Source organism: Siphonobacter sp. BAB-5385, assembly GCF_002261125.1.
GTDB lineage: Bacteria > Bacteroidota > Bacteroidia > Cytophagales > Spirosomataceae > Siphonobacter.
The window spans coordinates 1-17,553 of record NZ_NMPS01000157.1; the positions used below are offsets into that span (position 1 = coordinate 1).

Sequence of the window (17,553 nt, forward strand, 5' to 3'; positions counted from 1 at the left end):
TTTTTGCTAGCTACCCTACACACCAAAGCTGTAACTAAACAATGGCTGTATTGAATACATATTCCTTTTCAATAGTACGCTTAGTCTTGTTGTTGCTAATCGCATCAATACGTTGAGTATAGGTTTTATAATCTTCTTCTCTATTCTTCCTATAAATCCATAAACTTGCAATAAACTCAGTTGCTATGGATTTAAATCTTCGTAATAAAACCGCTTTGGTTTGCGGTAGTACGCAGGGACTCGGATGGGCCACTGCTCAGGAATTGGCCTTACTAGGAGCTAACGTCATCTTATTAGCTCGTAACGAAAAAACTCTTCAGGAAAAGCTTTCCCTATTAGCGAAAACGAACGACCAACGTCATTCCTATCTCGTTGCTGACTTTACGTACCCAGAACAGGTTCAGGAAGCCCTACATACAGCTTTAGCTGAACATGCCACGATTCATATTTTAATCAATAATACGGGCGGACCAGCGGGAGGATTTATCTTGGAAGCTAAGCCAGAATCCTTTCTGCAGGGATTCAACAGCCATCTTATTTGTAATCAGCTATTGGTTCAATTATTGGTGCCTGGTATGAAGGAAGCTGGGTATGGGCGTATCGTCAATGTGATTTCTACTTCCGTGAAAGCTCCGCTAGCGGGTTTGGGCGTTTCGAATACCATTCGGGGAGCCGTTGCTAGCTGGTCTAAAACCTTGGCTACTGAATTAGGTCCCTGGGGGATTACGGTTAACAATGTCTTGCCTGGTTATACCGACACCAGTCGTTTGACTTCGCTAGCCGAAAGTCGGGCTCAGAAAGAAGGCAAAACCGCTGAAGAAGTTAAGCAGGAAATGGCTCAGGACGTACCGCTCCGACGCATCGGGAAACCCGAAGAATTCGGAGCTGCTGCAGCTTTCCTTTGTACCCCTGCTGCCGCTTACATCAACGGCATTAACTTACCCGTAGACGGCGGTCGGCTAGACTGTCTGTAATGATTTGAATATGATTCGTCCCAATGCCCTACAAGCCGGTGATACCGTAGCCATTACTGCTTTGGCCAGTAAAATCGGTTATGATCAATACGTGATTCCTGCCAGAGAAATTCTGGAAAGCTGGGGACTGAACGTGGTAGAGAGTAAATCTTTGAATGAAAGTTTCCATGGCTTTGCAGGCCCTGATACCAGACGCTGTGAAGACTTCCAACAGTTTCTGGATGATGCTTCCGTAAAAGCTATTTTCTCTGCCCGTGGGGGGTATGGAACGACTCGTTTCCTGGATCAGATTAACTATGAGGCTTTTGGAAAATCGCCGAAATGGATCGTTGGCTTTTCGGATATTACCGCTGTACTCTGTGATGTTTACGCTTTAGGATACGAAAGTATTCATGGACCGATGCCGAAGACCTTTGCCTGGGATGAACTTTCACTACAATCGCTGCGAAAGGTACTCTTTGGCGAATCGGTACAGTATCAGAATCCTCCACAAACTTATAATCGTTTAGGCAAGGTACAGGCTCCTTTAATTGGTGGAAATTTATGCCTGCTGTCTCATCTGATGGGTACTCGCTCGGAAATTAATACCGAAGGCTGTATCCTTTTTCTGGAAGATACGGATGAATATCATTATGCTCTGGATCGCTATCTGGTACACTTACATCGGGCTGGAAAGCTAGGAAACTTGGCTGGATTACTAGTAGGTAGTTTTTCGGATCTGAAAGACCAGCCCGAAGATTTTGGTAGCTCCATTTACGAAATCGTTCGGTACTGGACGGATGCGTATGATTTCCCAATTGCCTTTGACTTTCCCGTAGGTCATGAGGCCGTTAATGTAGCCCTACCGCTGGGTAGAACCGCTGAATTGACCGTTACTGCTCAGGGCACGACATTAGCCTTTTCCTAACTCATACCAAGAGCATGGTGAGTACGCCGGCCATCATGATATACTTGCACCAACTGCTCAAAAAGGCAAAGTCCTGCTTGGTATCCGCGTAGAAAAGTCGGTAAGCCATGAACAGGATCGGTACAGAAATCACCATAAAAATATACATGAGCGTAGGAGCGTGCAGGGGCCGCGTCATAACGAAGAGAATCACCAGGAAAACCGCAATAAGTATTTCCAGAAAATACTTGGTTCGTACGAGTCCCCAGCGAATGGGTAAGGTTTGACAACCGAATGACGCATCGCCCCGAACGTCTTCCATATCCTTGATGATTTCCCGAATCAAGGATATGGTAAACGCGAACAGGGCGTAAATGTACACCTCCCGTTCGTGAATCTGGTAATGAACCGCTAGTACAATCAGGGAGAGGGCCGTTAAAAAAGCAACCATCAAATTACCCCAAAACGGTAGGCGTTTTAAGTGATTGGAATACAGCCAGAGAAAAAAGAAAGCACACGCGTTGATGAGAAAAATCTTTTTATCTACCAGCCATCCCGCAGCAATGCCCATAAAATTCAGTCCGAGGTTGATGCCCATCGCCCAGCGGCGTTTCAGATAGCGACCAATAATGACCTTATCTGGTTTGTTGATCAGGTCAATCTTAATGTCGTAGTAGTCATTGATGATGTAACCCGCAGCGGCAATACAGGTGGTTGAAAAAATCAGCCAGAAGAGAGGAGCATCGTGGAAGCCCGCCGTCCAGGAATGCTCCGGAAAAATAAGACAAGTATATACCAAATATTGCGTAGCCGCCAGAATGAGTAAATTAGGCCACCGAATCAATCGAAGAAAGCCGTTTGTAATCTGACTACTAGTAGGTTTGGGTTTATGACGCATAAAGCGATGGCTTTGAAAAATCAGAACGAGTACCCGTGCTAGGCTAAGAACAGCGAATGAAAACGTAGTCTTGAACGAACAGGTCATCCAAAATTAATACAGGACTTGTAGCTTCCTTGCGAAACCAACCCGGAATTCATTCTGTTGTACACCCGACTAACTTACTTATCACTATGAATATCGGCATTGTGTGCTACCCAACCTTCGGCGGAAGTGGCGTAGTAGCTACCGAGCTTGGGAAAGCACTCGCCAAAAATGGACATCGTGTTCATTTTATTACGTACAGTCAACCTCCCCGTCTGGACTTCTTTAATGAAAATGTCTTCTACCACGAGGTTTTTATTCCTTCTTACCCGCTGTTTCAGCATCCACCGTATGAATTAGCTCTTTCGAGTAAGATGGTGGAAGTAGTAAAAAATCACCAGCTCGACTTACTGCACGTTCATTATGCCATTCCGCATGCCTCTGCAGCTTACATGGCCAAGCAGATTTTACGCACGCAGGGCATCCATATTCCCGTTATTACTACACTGCATGGAACAGACATTACTTTAGTCGGAAAAGATCCATCCTTCGAGCCCGTCGTCACGTTTAGCATTAATGCTTCGGATGGCGTAACTACGGTTTCGGAAAGTTTACGGAAAGATACCTACGACCAGTTTCCTATTGAGCGGGAAATCGAAGTGATTCCAAATTTTATTGATTTAGAGCGTTTCCGCAAACAGAAAAAGGACCACTTCAAAACGGCCATTGCCCCCAATGGCGAAAAGATTCTGGTTCATATTTCCAATTTCAGGAAAGTTAAACGGATTGACGACATCTTACGCATGTTTGCCCTGTTACGGGAAAAAGCCTGCGTGAAACTTCTGTTGATTGGTGACGGACCCGAACGGGCTGGTTTGGAAAAGTTGGCCCGTGAATTAGGCATTAGCTCGGACGTCCGCTTCCTGGGTAAGCTCGATGCCATCGAAGAAGTACTTTCCATTGCCGATTTGTTCGTGATGCCTTCCGAAAAAGAAAGTTTTGGACTGGCCGCTCTGGAAGCCATGGCTTGTGAAGTACCGATTATTTCCTCCGACGCCGGAGGTATTCCCGAAGTAAATATTCAGGGCAAAACCGGTTTTATCTCAGCCATTGGCGATTTCGCCGATATGGCCGAAAAAGCGGCGATTATCCTTCAGGATGATCAATTGCCTGTTTTTAGGGCTCATGCCCTGGCTCGGGCGAAAGAATTTGACATTAACCGTATTTTACCGAGGTACGAATTTTTCTACGAAAAGGTATTGAAACAAAGCACCATAGCAGGGTATCAGGTAGCAGAGTAGAGAGAGGCGGGCCTGTACGCTGTAGCGTTCTTCTCAACCGATTACCATATGTATTCAGGTATTCCCAAGACATCTCAAAAGCGGGTCGTGATTATTGGAGCTGGTTTCGGCGGACTCGCCGTAGCCCGAAAACTGGCCACGTACCCGGAAATTCAGACCGTATTACTGGATCGCAATAACTTTCACCAGTTTCAGCCGCTGTTTTATCAGGTAGCGATGGCGGGGCTGGAACCCAGTTCGATTTCATTTCCCTTACGGAAAGCTTTTCAAAATCGCTCGAATATGCACATTCGGGTGACCAGTGTAACAAGCATCGATACTGAACGGCAGGAAGTAGAAACCAGCACGATGGGGGCGATTTCGTACGATTACCTGATTATTGCGGCGGGTGCGGAAACCAACTTTTTCGGGATGAAGAATATCATCGAGCGGGCCTTACCTATGAAGTCCGTTGGTGAAGCCCTGGCTTTACGGAACCGAATGCTGGAAAATTTCGAACGGGCTTTGATTTCCGATGATCTGGACGAGCGGCAGGGGCTAATGAACGTCGTCGTGGTAGGGGGTGGGCCAACGGGTGTCGAGTTGTCCGGCACGTTGGCTGAAATGAAAGTACACATTCTGCCTAAAGATTACCCGGAGCTGGATTTCCGGCAAATGCAGATCTATCTGGTGCAATCCGGAGGAGAACTGCTGGAGCCCATGTCCCGAGAGTCGCAGATTAAGTCGGAACAATATCTGAAAAAACTGGGGATCAATGTCATGCTGAACGCCCGGGTAACGGATTTTGACGGGAAATACGTGTATCTGCTCGATGGTACGAAACTTCGCACGGATAACCTGGTTTGGACGGCGGGCGTTAAAGCCACTACGTTTGAAGGGATTCCGTCGGAAGTCATGGGTCGCGGGGGCCGGATCAAAACCAATGCCTACTGTCAGGTTGAAAGTCTGCCCAACGTATTTGCCATTGGTGACATTGCGGCGGTAATGGGTGACGAAAAATTTCCGGACGGTCACCCACAGCTAGCTCAGCCGGCCATTCAGCAAGGAAAATTGTTAGCTAAAAACCTAGTACGAATCATTCGGAAGGAAAACCTGGTACCGTTCAAATACAAAGATCTTGGCTCGATGGCTACGGTGGGTCGCAATCTGGCCGTAGTAGATTTACCCTTCCTGAAGTTTCAGGGATTTCTGGCCTGGCTTACCTGGATGTTTGTTCACCTGGTCTCTATTGTGGGGGTGAAAAACCGTCTGATGATCTTCATTAACTGGGTCTGGAACTACATTACCTACGATCAGTCCTTACGTTTAATCATCCGTTCAAAAGAGCCCATCATCAAATCAGAAGTCGAAGAAGCGGAACCTACGCACGTAAATCCATCCTAATTAAAAATTTAAGGAGCAAGAAAAGCCATTCAGCCGTACCTTTGCCCCCGTTAGTTATACTTTCTCTACACTTTCCTCCTTACGTGTAGCCATGGAACCACATAAAATCAAGCCGAAAAATAACGGCACCAAACAGCTTTTCGATAATCCCATTCTAGAAGCTCTTTCCCGGACCCACATTGCGATTCCGGTTTCTTTGTTTTTTATTCTTGGAGCCGTATTGGGCTGGTACGCATTCACGCATACGGACTTAACCAACTGGTTGATCGGTGTTTTGTTCGTTGTAGGCTTAGTGGCATTTACTTTCGTTGAGTACTGGATGCACCGGAGCGTATACCATATTGAGCCGACGACACCCGCTCGGGCCAAGTTTCAGTATACTACACACGGCGTACACCACGAATACCCGAAAGATAAAAGCCGTCTGGCGATGCCCCCAATTCTGGCCGTAATCATTTCCGGTACGCTGTTCGCTATTTTCTTCCTGTTGATGGGTGAAGCCGCCTATGCGTTTTTCCCGGGCTTCATTTGGGGATACGCCGGTTATTTGCTCGTGCACTATTGTGTACACGCGTACGCACCACCGAAGAACTTTTTAAAGCATTTGTGGATTAACCATGCAATCCATCATTACAAGGACGGCAACGTAGTATTTGGCGTATCTTCTCCACTTTGGGATTATATATTTAATACCATGGATGATAAACGCCAGAGTAAGGATACCAGCAAGGCTATGGAAACGCTGTAAGCGGCACGTAGAACTTGAGTGAATCAAACGAGTCGTTCTGAAAAGGGCGACTCGTTTGTTATATACCAGTACCTGAGGTGGCTTAAAATTTCTAAATGGTGCCGACCCCGCCCGGTTTCTTTGTTATTTTGCACGTATGGTTGAGAAGCGTTGGACATATCAGAAACTTCCTGGAACGACGGAAGAGCAGCAAGCCATTGATTCCCTGGCTCAGGCAATCAATGTGAACTCGTTTTTAGCAACGCTGCTCTGGCAACGAAACATCACCGAATTTGATACGGCGAAGTCGTTCTTTCGTCCGCAGTTGAGTCAGTTGCACGATCCGAATCTGATGAAGGATATGGATCGGGCCGTCGAGCGTTTGAGCCGGGCAATTGACAAGGGGGAAAAAATTCTGATTTATGGCGATTATGACGTAGACGGTACTACTTCGGTAGCTTTGTTCTACGGCTATCTCAAGACATTTTATCCCAACCTCGAATTTTACATTCCGGATCGCTACAAGGAAGGGTACGGCGTTCAGCGTCCGGGTATCGGGTACGCCGCTGAAAAAGGCTTTTCGCTCATTGTCACACTCGACTGCGGGATCAAGTCCGTAGAGCTGATTGCGGAAGCTAAAAGTCTGGGTATTGATTTTATCATTTGTGACCACCACCGACCCGGTGAGGTACTACCCGATGCCGTCGCTGTTCTGGATCCCAAGCGGGAAGATTGCCCGTATCCGTTCAAAGAGCTAACGGGTTGTGGCGTCGGTTTTAAGTTGTTACAGGCGTACAATCAATACCATCAGTTACCCGTTGAGCCCTTGTTTGAGTACCTGGATTTACTGGCGATCAGTATTGCTGCCGATATCGTGCCCATTACGGGTGAAAACCGAATTCTGGCTCATTATGGCTTGAAACGACTGAATGCTGCTCCCCGCACGGGTCTTAAAGCTCTTATCAAAGCTGCTTCACTCAAACCACCGCTGGACATTACCAATGTGGTGTTTGGACTTAGTCCGCGAATCAATGCCGCCGGACGCATCAAGCATGCCTACGACGCTGTGAATCTATTGCTGTGTGAAGATGAACAGGAAGCCGAAGAGTTCGCCCGGATCATCAACGTGCATAATACCGACCGCCGCCAGTTTGATACCAGAATTACCCAGGAGGCTCTGGAAATGATCGAGCGGGATCAATTACTGAAATCCGCTAAATCGACGGTACTTTTCAAAAATGACTGGAACAAAGGCGTCGTTGGAATTGTCGCGAGTCGTTGTATTGAGCAGTACTATCGACCGACGATCATTCTGACCGAATCCAATGAAAAAGCGGCGGGTTCGGCCCGTTCGGTTCCTGGTTTTGACGTATACGAAGCCATCGAAGCTTGTTCGGACTTACTGGAACAATTCGGTGGACACATGTACGCGGCGGGCTTAACGCTAAAAGTGGAAAACGTACCGGCCTTCCAGCAACGATTTGAAGAGGTGGTATCCCGAAAAATTCAGGTGGAACATCTGAAGCCCCTGGTGGAAGTAGATATGAAATTACCTTTATCCGCCATTTCGGAGAAATTTCACGCCATTATTAGTCAAATGGGACCGTTTGGTCCGGAAAATATGACACCCGTATTTGTGGCCGAACAGGTACATTTATACGGAACACCACGAATCCTGAAAGAAAAACATCTGAAAATGGACATTCGCCAGCAAGGCTCGGCTATTTTCTCGTGTATCGGATTTGGCATGGCACACTTTTACGAACGATTGCTCGACGGGCGTCCCTTTGATCTCTGTTATCAGATTGAGATCAACGAGTTCCAGGGAAAACGAAGCCTTCAGTTACAAATTAAAGACATCAAATTTTAGCTAGTAAAGCCTTATACTTTTCCACTATCGACATGATTCTTCGCACGGAAAACCTGGTAAAAAAATACGGACAGCGGCTGGTGAATGACAACGTGAGTTACCAGGTGGCTCAGGGGGAAATTGTAGGACTACTCGGACCCAACGGAGCCGGAAAGACGACCTCTTTCTACATGGCTACGGGCCTGGTGAAGCCCAACAGCGGAAAAGTATACCTCGACAATCTGGACGTAACGAATCTGCCGATGTACAAGCGGGCCCGTCTGGGCGTTGGTTATCTGGCTCAGGAAGCTTCCGTATTTCGAAGTCTGACGGTGGAGGAAAACCTGCTGGCGGTACTCGAACTACGCGGTAACCTCAACAAGGTCGAACGCAAGGAGAAAATGGAATCGCTACTGGAAGAGCTGAGCTTAACCCACGTTCGCAAAAACAAGGGGCAGGTACTTTCGGGGGGAGAACGTCGTCGGACGGAAATCGCCCGGAGTTTAGCGGTAGATCCCAAGTTTATTCTGCTGGATGAACCCTTTGCCGGGGTGGACCCAATTGCCGTCGAAGAAATTCAGGGGATCGTTGCCAAGCTTAAATACCGTAACATCGGTATTCTCATCACCGACCACAACGTAGACGAAACCCTGTCGATTACCGACCGGGCCTATCTGCTGTTCGAAGGGAAAATCCTGCGTTCAGGTACGCCCGAAGAGCTGGCCGCTGACCCAGTGGTACGGCGGGTATATCTCGGTAAACACTTTGAATTGAAACGGAAGATTTAAAGAACTCTTTGAAGAGCGTATATTCCCTGGGCTGGTATCCGTAGAAAACTCGAAACGGAAAACCCTAAACTCGTAAAATCGCCCTACCTTTGCGGCATGCAAGATCGCTATGCACAACGGGGCGTTTCAGCCTCCAAAGAAGACGTTCATCAGGCCATTGCGGCTCTCGACAAAGGCCTTTTTCCTAAAGCTTTCTGTAAGATCGTTCCCGATACGCTCGCGGGCGACCCGGACTATTGTACCGTCATGCACGCCGATGGAGCGGGTACCAAAACCGCTCTGGCGTATCTGTACTGGAAAGAAACCGGCGATGTTTCCGTATGGAAAGGCATTGCTCAGGATTCCATTGTCATGAATACCGACGACCTGCTGTGCGTAGGCTGTACGGGTCCTATTCTGCTTTCCAGTTCGATTGACCGGAATAAAAACCGGATTCCCGGCGAGGTCATTTCCCAGATCATTAACGGTACGGAAGAAGTGCTGGCGATGTTGCGGGAACACGGCGTCGAGATTTACTCAACGGGCGGTGAAACGGCGGATGTAGGCGATCTGGTACGCACAATAACGGTAAACAGTACCGTAGTAGCCCGCATGAAACGTTCGGATGTCATTTCGAATGATAACATTCAGGCGGGCGATGTCGTGGTAGGTCTGGCTTCGTTTGGACAGGCAACCTACGAAGATCAGTACAATGGGGGAATGGGGTCGAATGGACTGACTTCCGCCCGTCATGATGTACTTGGCCATTATCTGGCCTCGCTCTACCCCGAGAGCTTCGATCCGGAAGTGCCATCTGACTTGGTTTACAGTGGTTCGAAAAAACTGACTGAACCCGTGGAAGGTACGCCGCTGAATGTAGGACAACTGGTGCTGTCACCCACACGGACGTATGCTCCGTTCGTAAAAGCCCTGCTCAGTGAAATCCGTCCGAATGGAATGGTGCACTGCTCGGGTGGTGCCCAGACGAAAGTGCTGCATTTCATCGACAATCTACACGTCATTAAGGATAATCTCTTCCCGATTCCGCCGCTGTTCAAGCTCATTCAGCAGGAAAGCGGTACGGCCTGGTCGGAGATGTACAAAGTCTTCAATATGGGTCACCGCCTGGAGGTATACCTGCCCGAGGGTCAGGCCCAGCGAGTGATTGACATTGCCCATTCGTTTGGAATTGAGGCTCAGGTGATCGGTCGCGTGGAGGCCTTCGAAGGCAAACGCGTAACCGTACGCAGCGAGTTTGGTGAGTTTGTGTATTAAGTTCAGTCGGTAAATCCCGAAGTGCGTACGACGTATGAATCCAGAAGAAATCCAGTCGATTGAACCTGCGTTGGGAACGGGTATCTACACGGTGCCCGATGTGGCTCAGATTTTGAGACTTCCCCTCACGCGGGTACGCCGCTGGCTGGATGAATTCTGGAACGGACGACTTTCGGCAACGACCAAAATATCCTATTCCTGGGGGAAAGGCCGGGAGCGGGTGGTGAATTTTCAGACGCTCATCGAGTTTTACGTCTTCTTCAAACTGCGGGAACTGGGCATCTCCACGCCTAAGATCCTGCAGGCTCACGAAGTTAGTTCACGCCTGTTACAGACGCCTTTCCCCTTTGCTTCCTCGTTTTTATTAACCGATAGCAAGACGTTATTCGTCGAAATTGGTAATGAAATCCTGATTACGGCGGATGCCCGGCTTCAGTACGAGATCAAGGAAGTCATGGAAGGCTTTTGCCGGAAGATTGAATTCGATGCCGACAAACTGGCGTCGAAATTCTGGCCCCTCGGTAAAGACCGTTCGGTAGTGATTGATCCGCAACGGCAACTCGGACAGCCTACCATCCAGGGTACGAATATTCTGGCCGAAACCCTGCATCGACTCCATCTGGGCGGCGAGGATACCGCCACAATTGCTCAACTGTACGGATTGACGGAGACACAGGTGGAAGAAGCGTTGTTTTTTGTTAATCGCCCGGTCCAATGAACGTATATATTGACGAAAATTTAGTGCCCTTTTTTCCCGAAGCGTTCCTAAATGAATTCAGCGTACGTCCGATTACGAGCGAGGAAACCATTCGTCAGGCGGATGGATTGTTGCTTTTACCGGAATTCAACGTACACCGAACGCCGTCCCAGCGGGCCGTCTACGAACGGCTGGGCCTGCGGATGGTTTTCGTAACCATGCCCGCCGAAGGGGTCTGGTACTTGAACGAAAGCGAAACCCGCCGGAAGAAATGGGCCGAGGTGCTCAAAAAGTGTGACAAGCACCCGGAAGTTTCGGCTTATCGCTGTGATCTGAACGCCAGTCGTTTGCGGAGTTTGCTTTAGTTACTGGCCTGCAAAAGGAATTTCCGTTGCTGCTGTAATCGGGTACGGATGTCGGCCAGACGGTGTTCTACCAGGAGTTTTCCATCTTTAAATACGGTTTGCAACAGGCCACGGGTGGCCTCTTCCGGGCTTACCTCGTCACTCAAACCGCTTACCCAGCCGTTTTCTCCTTCCACTTTCATGAGCCCTTTGGCACTACGTTTGGTACCGTCATCGGTCTTCGGATCTTTGAAAATGGCCCGTCCTTCGCCATTGACTACACCATAGGTCGCCTTCATGGCAAAACCAAAGGTGTCGCGGGTGACGTACTGATAGGTATAACTCCCAATGCCGAAAACTACATTCGTACTGGCAAAACCTTTATCCGCCAACCGCTGACAGATGGTTCGGCAACGTTCCAGCGTAATGCTGTCTCCATAAATCAACCCAATGTGAGCGTCGAGTAGGCGGTAACCCGTGGCGGTAATCGTACCGCCAAACGTTTCCCACAAACACTCTACGGCTCCTTTGTAGGCGGGCGTTCCCACAGGAGCTGCCGGATCTCCACACAGAATCAAAACCGGATCGCCGCTGTCGGGACGAATCACCACTTTGCCTTCCCGACTCAGAATAGCGTCCTTCAACTGTGGCATGAATTCCGTAATCACCTGCCAGAAATCCCAGGTATCGCTGACAATACTGACCACGCCGCGTGGATAAATTTCGTGGATCAAACGACGGAAGGTATCAATCTCACCGCTTTGCGTACCCATGCACATGACGCTGTGTTCGGTAGCGGGAACACTACCGCCGACCAGTTCCGTATCGACGTTGGCCCCGTAATAGGTTTCCAGGAAGTCGATGGCCGGAATGGTATCGGTACCCGTAAAACTCAGCAGGTGAGCGGCTCCACTCAGCTCGGCAGCTTCGAGTCCGGCCATCCCGCGAAAGCTGAAGTCGTGTCCCTGCCAGGGGACGAAAGCGGCATCACCGCCCGTTTTTTCGGCGTACTGATCCAGCAGATTCCGGTAGTGAAATGCCGTGGTGGCACTGGTGCAGGGTAGCCAGAGAATGCAGGAAAGCAGCGTTTCCAGAAAATTGGTCAGCCAGAAAAATTCCGGTTGTGTATTCTGAATTGTAAACATCGGCACGCGGAAGGGCGTCAGCGTCCCTTCGGGTAAGGCCCGAATTTCCAGCGGCAGGTAGCCCAACTCGTGCAGGGCTTCGACGTGATCGTACGTGATGGCACCTTTGCCGAGGTAGTTTTCAATCCGTCGCTGGTATTTTTTTACAACTTCAGTTTTCGGTTTTTTGAAAAACTGCTCTTCAAATTCTTCCAGCAAATACTTTTTAATGAAGTATTGCAAGCCAAAGAAAACCACGTGATCGACGCCTTCGATACGACTTTTACGGGGCGTGAAATTACTGTATACCAATTCAGTACCCGTTGGGTATTGGTTGCGGTGATCGACTTTGTAACCGTCGGAAAGATGGATGGGATTCATAGCGAAAGGCGTTAGAAAAGAGCGGGTGAAAGATGAATTTGGGTCAGGGCGTCGCTGGAAAGCGTCTGGAAGGAATCGGTACTGAAGATCTGATCGTAGTAGGTGGCTAACGCGGTGAAGCCTCGGCTAAAGATTCCGTGGCTAACGATTAGAACCAGTGAACCCGCTCCGTGCTGGCGTAGGGCCTGAGCCAGTTGCAGGAACGTAGCACCGCCGTCGCAAATGTCATCGACTACGACGCAGGTCTGTCCTTGCAAATCGTCCGCGTATACCCGAACATCACTGAGCTGACCCGTAAGGGTATTGCGTTTTTTGCTGCATTCCACGTAATCAACGCCGAGACGTTGGGCCAGGGCTACGGTCTTTTTCAAAGCTCCGGCGTCCGGCGAAATGAGTAGGTAGTCTGAAAGGGAGGCGATGCAGATTTGAGCAAACGTCTGATTGGAAATGACTTTTACGTTTTGCAGCAACGCAGGTGTTACGTCGGAATGCGGATCGAAAATCTGTACTTCTTTGAATTGTAGAGCATTGATTAGATCAGCATAGATCTTCACCGTAAGGGCTTCCCCAACCTGCGTACAACGATCCTGACGGGCACCGGGAAAATAAGGAAGAAACAAATACAGGTTTTGTACGCCTGCCCGTCGCAACGCATCAACGGCTACCAGTAAAAGGCCCATATCCTGGAACGACTGGATGCGGGTAGTCACCTGAACGTCGGCTCCGGCGACGGGTTCCTGAATGCGAATGTGCGGCTCGCCGCCGTTGAACGTAAACGCCTCATAAGCCAAACCAGGGCCGTAGGGCTGAAAGGTGGGTTCGAGATTGATGACTTTCATATTTGCGTATATTTTACGCAAATATGTAGGGGTCAGATCAATTCTGCAAGCAAATCAGGAAAAATTTGTGTAAAAGTTACGCAAAATAGAAATCAGGGAATTTCGAAGTAGAAATTTTCGTGTTGCAAGGCCTGATAGCGGTCCAGATCGAAGCGATACAGCGAAGCGGGGCGGCCCCGGCCGTCGGAGACTTTGGTGGACAACTCTTCAAGGATACCAAAGCTGAGCATCTTTTTGCGAAAATTCCGCCGATCCAGCGGTTGATTGAGGATGGTACTGTAGAGCCGTTCCAGATCACTGAACAGAAACTTTTCCGGCAGCAGGTCGAAGCCAATGGGCTGATACCGCAATTTGGAGCGGAGGCGGGTGATGGCTTTCTCCAGAATCTGAGCGTGATCGAAGGCCAGTGGGGGTAGTTCCTGCGTATCGAACCACTGGGCATCCGTGGCATCCGTCGAAGCTTGGAGCGGCATGTTGTCCGAACGAATAATGGCCATATACGCAATCGAAACCACCCGAAACCGGGGGTCCCGGCGGGGTTCGCCGAAGCTGAAGAGTTGTTCGAGGTAGTTGATTTTCAGTCCCGTTTCCTCCGAAAGTTCGCGTTCAACGGCCTGTTCCAGACTTTCCGGTTCCGCAACGAAACCGCCCGGTAAGGCCCACTGCCCTTCAAAAGGGGCATACTTGCGACGAATCAGCAGGACCTGTAACTGATCCGATCGGTAACCAAACACCACGGCATCTACCGTCAAACGAATTCCCTGTTCGGGATACTGAAAAGCTTCGGACATACGCATTAGAGTAGTCCACAAAAGTAAGCGTATGTGGGTTTAATCACAGCCACCGTTTCAATTCCAGCAACGAACTCAGCTGGTAGGTCGCTTCCCGCTCGGGGTACAGCGACTGCCGGGGCCGGAAATAGGCGGCGTGCATACCTACACCTAGGGCTCCGGCTACGTCGGCTTCGGGATTATCACCAATCATCAACGATTCGCAGGCCGTACAGCCCGCCGCCGTCATGGCATACTGGAACATTTCGGGTTCGGGTTTCTTCGCTCCGGCCCGCTTGCTGGTGATGACTTCCTTAAAATAACCCGTTAGCCCGCTGCTATCCATTTTGATGTATTGCACGTCGCCAAAACCGTTGGTAATGATGTGCATTTCGTAGCGGGGGGCCAGATACTCCAGCAATTCCAGGGCTCCGGGCAGTAAATGCGGTTTGTACGGGCAATTCGCCAGATACCAGTCCGTCCATTCATCACAGGAGCTGTCTTCGGGGCAGCCGAGTACTTGCAGTACCTGCCGGAAACGACGGCTACGAAGTTCTTCCTGCGAGATCTGACGGGTATCGTGCAGTTCCCAGAGTTCGGCGTTAACCCGGTGAAACGTTTGCTGCAAATCCTCCGCACTTTTTACGCCGATTTTCCGTAAATCAAAAGTTTCAAAAAGCTCTACGAGCGTTTCGTTGGTGTTGCGTTCAAAATCCCAGAGGGTATGGTCCAGGTCAAAAAAGAGATGTTTGTAAACCGTTTTGGGCATTGTTAAATATCTTCTTGTCCGTAATCTGCGGACGGTGCGTCTCTAAAAAATCCGTGAACAACTCCAGCTCGTCGAGTAAAGGCTGGAAGTCATAGGTGTCGTAATGATAACTTTCGGTATACACTTCCTTGAAATCCGTAATCAGGTAATCCAGTTGTTTAATATTCCAGCTTTTCAAACCCAGCAAATACAGGGTCTGAAAGTGATGGGCGAACTTGGGAGGCTCGTACCGGGAGGTCGTTTTAATATCAATCGCCCGGTCGCCGCCCACAATGTCAATCAGTCCATAAAACTCCACATTCTTAATCGCCGTACGCACGAAAAACTGGGTTTTGTACCGCATGGGAAGCTGTTTTCGCATGGCTTCGATGATGGGAGCCGGAAATTGCTCTTCTCCCCGCCCGGTAGTCAAAGCGGTTTCAAAACTAATGCCCCGCTGCTGGGCGGGCGTGGTGGGTTGCGGAACCCGGTTGATCCGATCCAGCAGGTGCCGCTCCGTTACGTATAGTTCTCCATCCGCGTTTCGGAGTTCGTGATGGTACCACGAAAACAGCTGCATCAGGGTGGGATAGAGACGGTATTTAATCATGATTGTACGAAAGCTTGGGGTGTTGCCGATGCCAGTTCGTCGCCTGTTGATAGGCTTTGGCTACCTGAAGCAGCTTGGCTTCCCCGAATAAGGATCCCATAAACGTAATACTGGTTGGTCGCTGCACGCCCTGCTCGCTTCGGAAACCATTTGGCAACACCACGCAGGGGTGGCCCGTCAGGTTCGTCAGCGTCAGGTTAGGATTGCCAAAGGCAGGCGTTACATACACGTCCAGTCCTTTAATTTTCTCCTGCATAGCCGCAATGAGTTTCGTCCGTAATCGGTTTGCCCGCAGGTATTCCACAGCCGGTACGAAGCGACTGGCTCTGAAATAATTGGGCCAGGCGTTTTCGTGTTGCTGAACCAGCAGATCGTCGCGGTTGCTGGTGGTCAAATCGTCAAAGGCGGAGGCTCCCTCTACCGTTAATAACAGAGCCATATCACCGACGGGATACTCAGGCAACTGCATCGGTACAAGTTCGGCTCCCAGGGATCGCAAGGTAGCCAGGGTTAGCGAATCCTGCGTTTTAGTAGGATAGTTACGATCAAAGGCCGTGGGGAGATACCCAATTTTCAAGCCTTTCAGGGACGTTTGGGTGCCGTCGTAATTAAACGGAGCCTTCATGATCGTATAATCGTTCTGGTCGGGACCCTGGATGGCGTTGAAAACGATGGCACAGTCTTCCACGGTACGGGCCAGCGGACCGAGTTTGTCCATGCTCCAGCTGAGCGTCATGGCTCCCGTGCGGGGCACGCGACCGAAGCTGGGTCGTAATCCCGTCGTACCGCATTCGCTTGACGGGGAAACAATGGAGCCCAGGGTTTCCGAACCGATGGCAAAAGGCAGTAAGCCCGCCGCTACGGCCGAGGCCGAACCCGCCGAGGAGCCACTGGAACCCCGGTTGAGATTCCAGGGATTCCGGGTTTTACCCCCAAACCAGACGTCACCCATCGCCAGCTCGCCCAGCGTGAGTTTGGCACAGAGTACGGCTCCGGCTTTTTCGAGTCGTTCGATGACCGTGGCAGTATAGGCGAACTGTTGATCTTTATAAGCGGCCGAACCCCAGGTGGTTGGATAGCCTCTTTGAGCCAGCAGGTCTTTTGCTCCGTAGGGAATGCCGTGCAATAGGCCCCGGTATTTGCCCGCCTTGATTTCGGCGTCGGCCTGAGCCGCCTGTTGCAGGGCCAGGATCTCGGTCAGGGTAACGACACAGTGTAGGTGTACGTCGTATTTTTTCAAACGTTCCAGAAAAAAGCGGGTCAGTTCAACGGACGTGAGCTGCCGGGTTCGGAGTAATTCAGCCAGTTCACGTACGGAATACCAGGCCAGCTCGTCACGATTATCCGGTACTTTTATCTTGCCAGCGGGAGCGACTTTAAAGGGTAACGTCTGTGTTTCGAAAACAAAATTTGGGGGTAAGGGATTGAAGTACAAGGCGGGAACGACGTCATTGCTTAGTTCGACTTTCCGCATACGTTCGTAACTCTGCCGCTTGCTGAGTAACTCGCCTCGCATGGAGTCGGCTTCGGCGGCGGTAAATTCCAGACCCAGTAGCTTTTCGGCTTCTTTGACGACGGAGACGGTAATAGCCCGATCATCGACGGCTTTCATGACAAAAGCTCCGAAGCCCATGCTGAGCAGGCACAGGGACAAAAGGGTTCTCTTTTTTTGCATGGGAAAAATCGTTGACCTGTTAAATTAGTGAATAAAGGTTGAAGTTGGTTGTAGTAATGGGAGAGGCTTTGTCAAACGATGGTTTGTTTTATCGCTTGGAGTAGACGCCATTTCGTCCCAGCAATACAGTCGCGTTACTAGCCGATGTCTATTTTATAGCCAGCAATCTTCGCCTAGAGAGATTTCTTCTTTCAGATATATTGAAAATTCGTGATTAACCTAGACCGGGTCTGGTCCGGCAAGTATGGCTGGCTAGTAGCCCGTAAGCCTTCCAGGCTGGA

17 protein-coding genes are annotated in these 17,553 nt (G+C 49.7%); 10 read left to right on the top strand and 7 right to left on the bottom strand.

The window, feature by feature from the left end; genetic code table 11:
- Positions 1 to 185: 185 nt before the first annotated feature.
- Both BWI93_RS15680 and BWI93_RS15685 read left to right on the top strand, forming a co-directional pair.
- On the top strand, positions 186 to 974 hold the full coding sequence (locus tag BWI93_RS15680) for an SDR family oxidoreductase (RefSeq protein WP_094812932.1): 789 nt from the start codon (positions 186 to 188) through the stop codon (positions 972 to 974).
- 10 nt (positions 975 to 984) lie between these two features.
- Complete coding sequence (locus BWI93_RS15685) at positions 985 to 1,881, top strand: LD-carboxypeptidase (protein ID WP_094812935.1); 897 nt, start codon at positions 985 to 987, stop codon at positions 1,879 to 1,881.
- A 1-nt stretch (position 1,882) separates the two neighbouring features.
- On the opposite strand, the gene BWI93_RS15690 is transcribed toward BWI93_RS15685, so the two are convergent.
- Complete coding sequence (locus BWI93_RS15690; protein WP_094812937.1) at positions 1,883 to 2,758, bottom strand: geranylgeranylglycerol-phosphate geranylgeranyltransferase; 876 nt, start codon at positions 2,756 to 2,758, stop codon at positions 1,883 to 1,885.
- Positions 2,759 to 2,931: 173 nt separating this feature from the next.
- On the opposite strand from BWI93_RS15690, the gene bshA reads away from it, so the two are divergent.
- The 8 genes from bshA (at position 2,932) to BWI93_RS15730 (ending at position 11,146) form a co-directional block, all read left to right on the top strand.
- Positions 2,932 to 4,083 (top strand): N-acetyl-alpha-D-glucosaminyl L-malate synthase BshA, encoded by a 1,152-nt coding sequence (gene bshA / locus BWI93_RS15695; protein ID WP_094812939.1) that lies wholly within the window; start codon positions 2,932 to 2,934, stop codon positions 4,081 to 4,083.
- 48 nt (positions 4,084 to 4,131) lie between these two features.
- Positions 4,132 to 5,466, top strand: a complete 1,335-nt coding sequence (locus BWI93_RS15700) for an NAD(P)/FAD-dependent oxidoreductase (RefSeq protein WP_094812941.1) — start codon at positions 4,132 to 4,134, stop codon at positions 5,464 to 5,466.
- A gap of 91 nt (positions 5,467 to 5,557) precedes the next feature.
- On the top strand, positions 5,558 to 6,214 hold the full coding sequence (locus BWI93_RS15705) for a sterol desaturase family protein (RefSeq protein WP_094812943.1): 657 nt from the start codon (positions 5,558 to 5,560) through the stop codon (positions 6,212 to 6,214).
- 136 nt (positions 6,215 to 6,350) lie between these two features.
- A complete protein-coding gene (recJ, locus tag BWI93_RS15710) occupies positions 6,351 to 8,063 on the top strand; it encodes a single-stranded-DNA-specific exonuclease RecJ (RefSeq protein WP_094812945.1) in 1,713 nt (570 codons plus the stop codon).
- A 32-nt stretch (positions 8,064 to 8,095) separates the two neighbouring features.
- A complete protein-coding gene (gene lptB / locus BWI93_RS15715; RefSeq protein ID WP_094812947.1) occupies positions 8,096 to 8,830 on the top strand; it encodes an LPS export ABC transporter ATP-binding protein in 735 nt (244 codons plus the stop codon).
- 96 nt (positions 8,831 to 8,926) lie between these two features.
- A complete protein-coding gene (locus BWI93_RS15720; RefSeq protein WP_094812949.1) occupies positions 8,927 to 10,084 on the top strand; it encodes an AIR synthase related protein in 1,158 nt (385 codons plus the stop codon).
- A gap of 34 nt (positions 10,085 to 10,118) precedes the next feature.
- Positions 10,119 to 10,802: a DUF433 domain-containing protein gene (locus BWI93_RS15725; RefSeq protein ID WP_094812951.1), complete on the top strand. Its 684-nt coding sequence runs from the start codon at positions 10,119 to 10,121 to the stop codon at positions 10,800 to 10,802.
- Positions 10,799 to 11,146 (top strand): hypothetical protein, encoded by a 348-nt coding sequence (locus tag BWI93_RS15730; RefSeq protein WP_094812953.1) that lies wholly within the window; start codon positions 10,799 to 10,801, stop codon positions 11,144 to 11,146. Before BWI93_RS15725 ends, BWI93_RS15730 begins: the two co-directional genes overlap by 4 nt.
- Here the strand turns inward: BWI93_RS15730 and BWI93_RS15735 are convergent.
- The 6 genes from BWI93_RS15735 to BWI93_RS15760 form a co-directional block, all read right to left on the bottom strand.
- Positions 11,143 to 12,630, bottom strand: coding sequence for a nicotinate phosphoribosyltransferase (locus BWI93_RS15735; protein WP_094812955.1), 1,488 nt, complete (start codon positions 12,628 to 12,630; stop codon positions 11,143 to 11,145). The two genes, BWI93_RS15730 and BWI93_RS15735, sit on opposite strands and share 4 nt — an antisense overlap.
- Positions 12,631 to 12,641: 11 nt before the next feature.
- Positions 12,642 to 13,469, bottom strand: coding sequence for a ribose-phosphate diphosphokinase (gene prs / locus BWI93_RS15740; RefSeq protein ID WP_094812957.1), 828 nt, complete (start codon positions 13,467 to 13,469; stop codon positions 12,642 to 12,644).
- A gap of 92 nt (positions 13,470 to 13,561) precedes the next feature.
- Positions 13,562 to 14,260 carry an NUDIX domain-containing protein gene (locus tag BWI93_RS15745; RefSeq protein WP_094812965.1) on the bottom strand — a complete coding sequence of 233 codons (699 nt, stop codon included), beginning with the start codon at positions 14,258 to 14,260 and terminating at the stop codon, positions 13,562 to 13,564.
- 43 nt (positions 14,261 to 14,303) lie between these two features.
- Positions 14,304 to 15,008: a YjjG family noncanonical pyrimidine nucleotidase gene (locus BWI93_RS15750; RefSeq protein ID WP_094812959.1), complete on the bottom strand. Its 705-nt coding sequence runs from the start codon at positions 15,006 to 15,008 to the stop codon at positions 14,304 to 14,306.
- Positions 14,974 to 15,597, bottom strand: a complete 624-nt coding sequence (locus tag BWI93_RS15755) for a hypothetical protein (RefSeq protein WP_094812961.1) — start codon at positions 15,595 to 15,597, stop codon at positions 14,974 to 14,976. The genes BWI93_RS15750 and BWI93_RS15755 overlap by 35 nt, the downstream gene beginning before the upstream one ends.
- Entirely contained in the window at positions 15,590 to 17,272 is a 1,683-nt protein-coding gene (locus BWI93_RS15760; protein WP_094812963.1) for an amidase, read from the bottom strand. The genes BWI93_RS15755 and BWI93_RS15760 overlap by 8 nt, the downstream gene beginning before the upstream one ends.
- Between the last annotated feature and the right edge of the window lie 281 nt (positions 17,273 to 17,553).

Excerpts from the sequence above, each read along its gene's own strand:
- BWI93_RS15680 (WP_094812932.1), top strand. The coding sequence starts at position 186 with ATGGATTTAAATCTTCGTAATAAAACCGCTTTGGTTTGCGGTAGTACG.
- BWI93_RS15685 (WP_094812935.1), top strand. The coding sequence starts at position 985 with ATGATTCGTCCCAATGCCCTACAAGCCGGTGATACCGTAGCCATTACT.
- BWI93_RS15690 (WP_094812937.1), bottom strand. The coding sequence starts at position 2,758 with ATGCGTCATAAACCCAAACCTACTAGTAGTCAGATTACAAACGGCTTT.
- bshA (WP_094812939.1), top strand. The coding sequence starts at position 2,932 with ATGAATATCGGCATTGTGTGCTACCCAACCTTCGGCGGAAGTGGCGTA.
- BWI93_RS15700 (WP_094812941.1), top strand. The coding sequence starts at position 4,132 with ATGTATTCAGGTATTCCCAAGACATCTCAAAAGCGGGTCGTGATTATT.
- BWI93_RS15705 (WP_094812943.1), top strand. The coding sequence starts at position 5,558 with ATGGAACCACATAAAATCAAGCCGAAAAATAACGGCACCAAACAGCTT.
- recJ (WP_094812945.1), top strand. The coding sequence starts at position 6,351 with ATGGTTGAGAAGCGTTGGACATATCAGAAACTTCCTGGAACGACGGAA.
- lptB (WP_094812947.1), top strand. The coding sequence starts at position 8,096 with ATGATTCTTCGCACGGAAAACCTGGTAAAAAAATACGGACAGCGGCTG.
- BWI93_RS15720 (WP_094812949.1), top strand. The coding sequence starts at position 8,927 with ATGCAAGATCGCTATGCACAACGGGGCGTTTCAGCCTCCAAAGAAGAC.
- BWI93_RS15725 (WP_094812951.1), top strand. The coding sequence starts at position 10,119 with ATGAATCCAGAAGAAATCCAGTCGATTGAACCTGCGTTGGGAACGGGT.
- BWI93_RS15730 (WP_094812953.1), top strand. The coding sequence starts at position 10,799 with ATGAACGTATATATTGACGAAAATTTAGTGCCCTTTTTTCCCGAAGCG.
- BWI93_RS15735 (WP_094812955.1), bottom strand. The coding sequence starts at position 12,630 with ATGAATCCCATCCATCTTTCCGACGGTTACAAAGTCGATCACCGCAAC.
- prs (WP_094812957.1), bottom strand. The coding sequence starts at position 13,469 with ATGAAAGTCATCAATCTCGAACCCACCTTTCAGCCCTACGGCCCTGGT.
- BWI93_RS15745 (WP_094812965.1), bottom strand. The coding sequence starts at position 14,260 with ATGTCCGAAGCTTTTCAGTATCCCGAACAGGGAATTCGTTTGACGGTA.
- BWI93_RS15750 (WP_094812959.1), bottom strand. The coding sequence starts at position 15,008 with ATGCCCAAAACGGTTTACAAACATCTCTTTTTTGACCTGGACCATACC.
- BWI93_RS15755 (WP_094812961.1), bottom strand. The coding sequence starts at position 15,597 with ATGATTAAATACCGTCTCTATCCCACCCTGATGCAGCTGTTTTCGTGG.
- BWI93_RS15760 (WP_094812963.1), bottom strand. The coding sequence starts at position 17,272 with ATGCAAAAAAAGAGAACCCTTTTGTCCCTGTGCCTGCTCAGCATGGGC.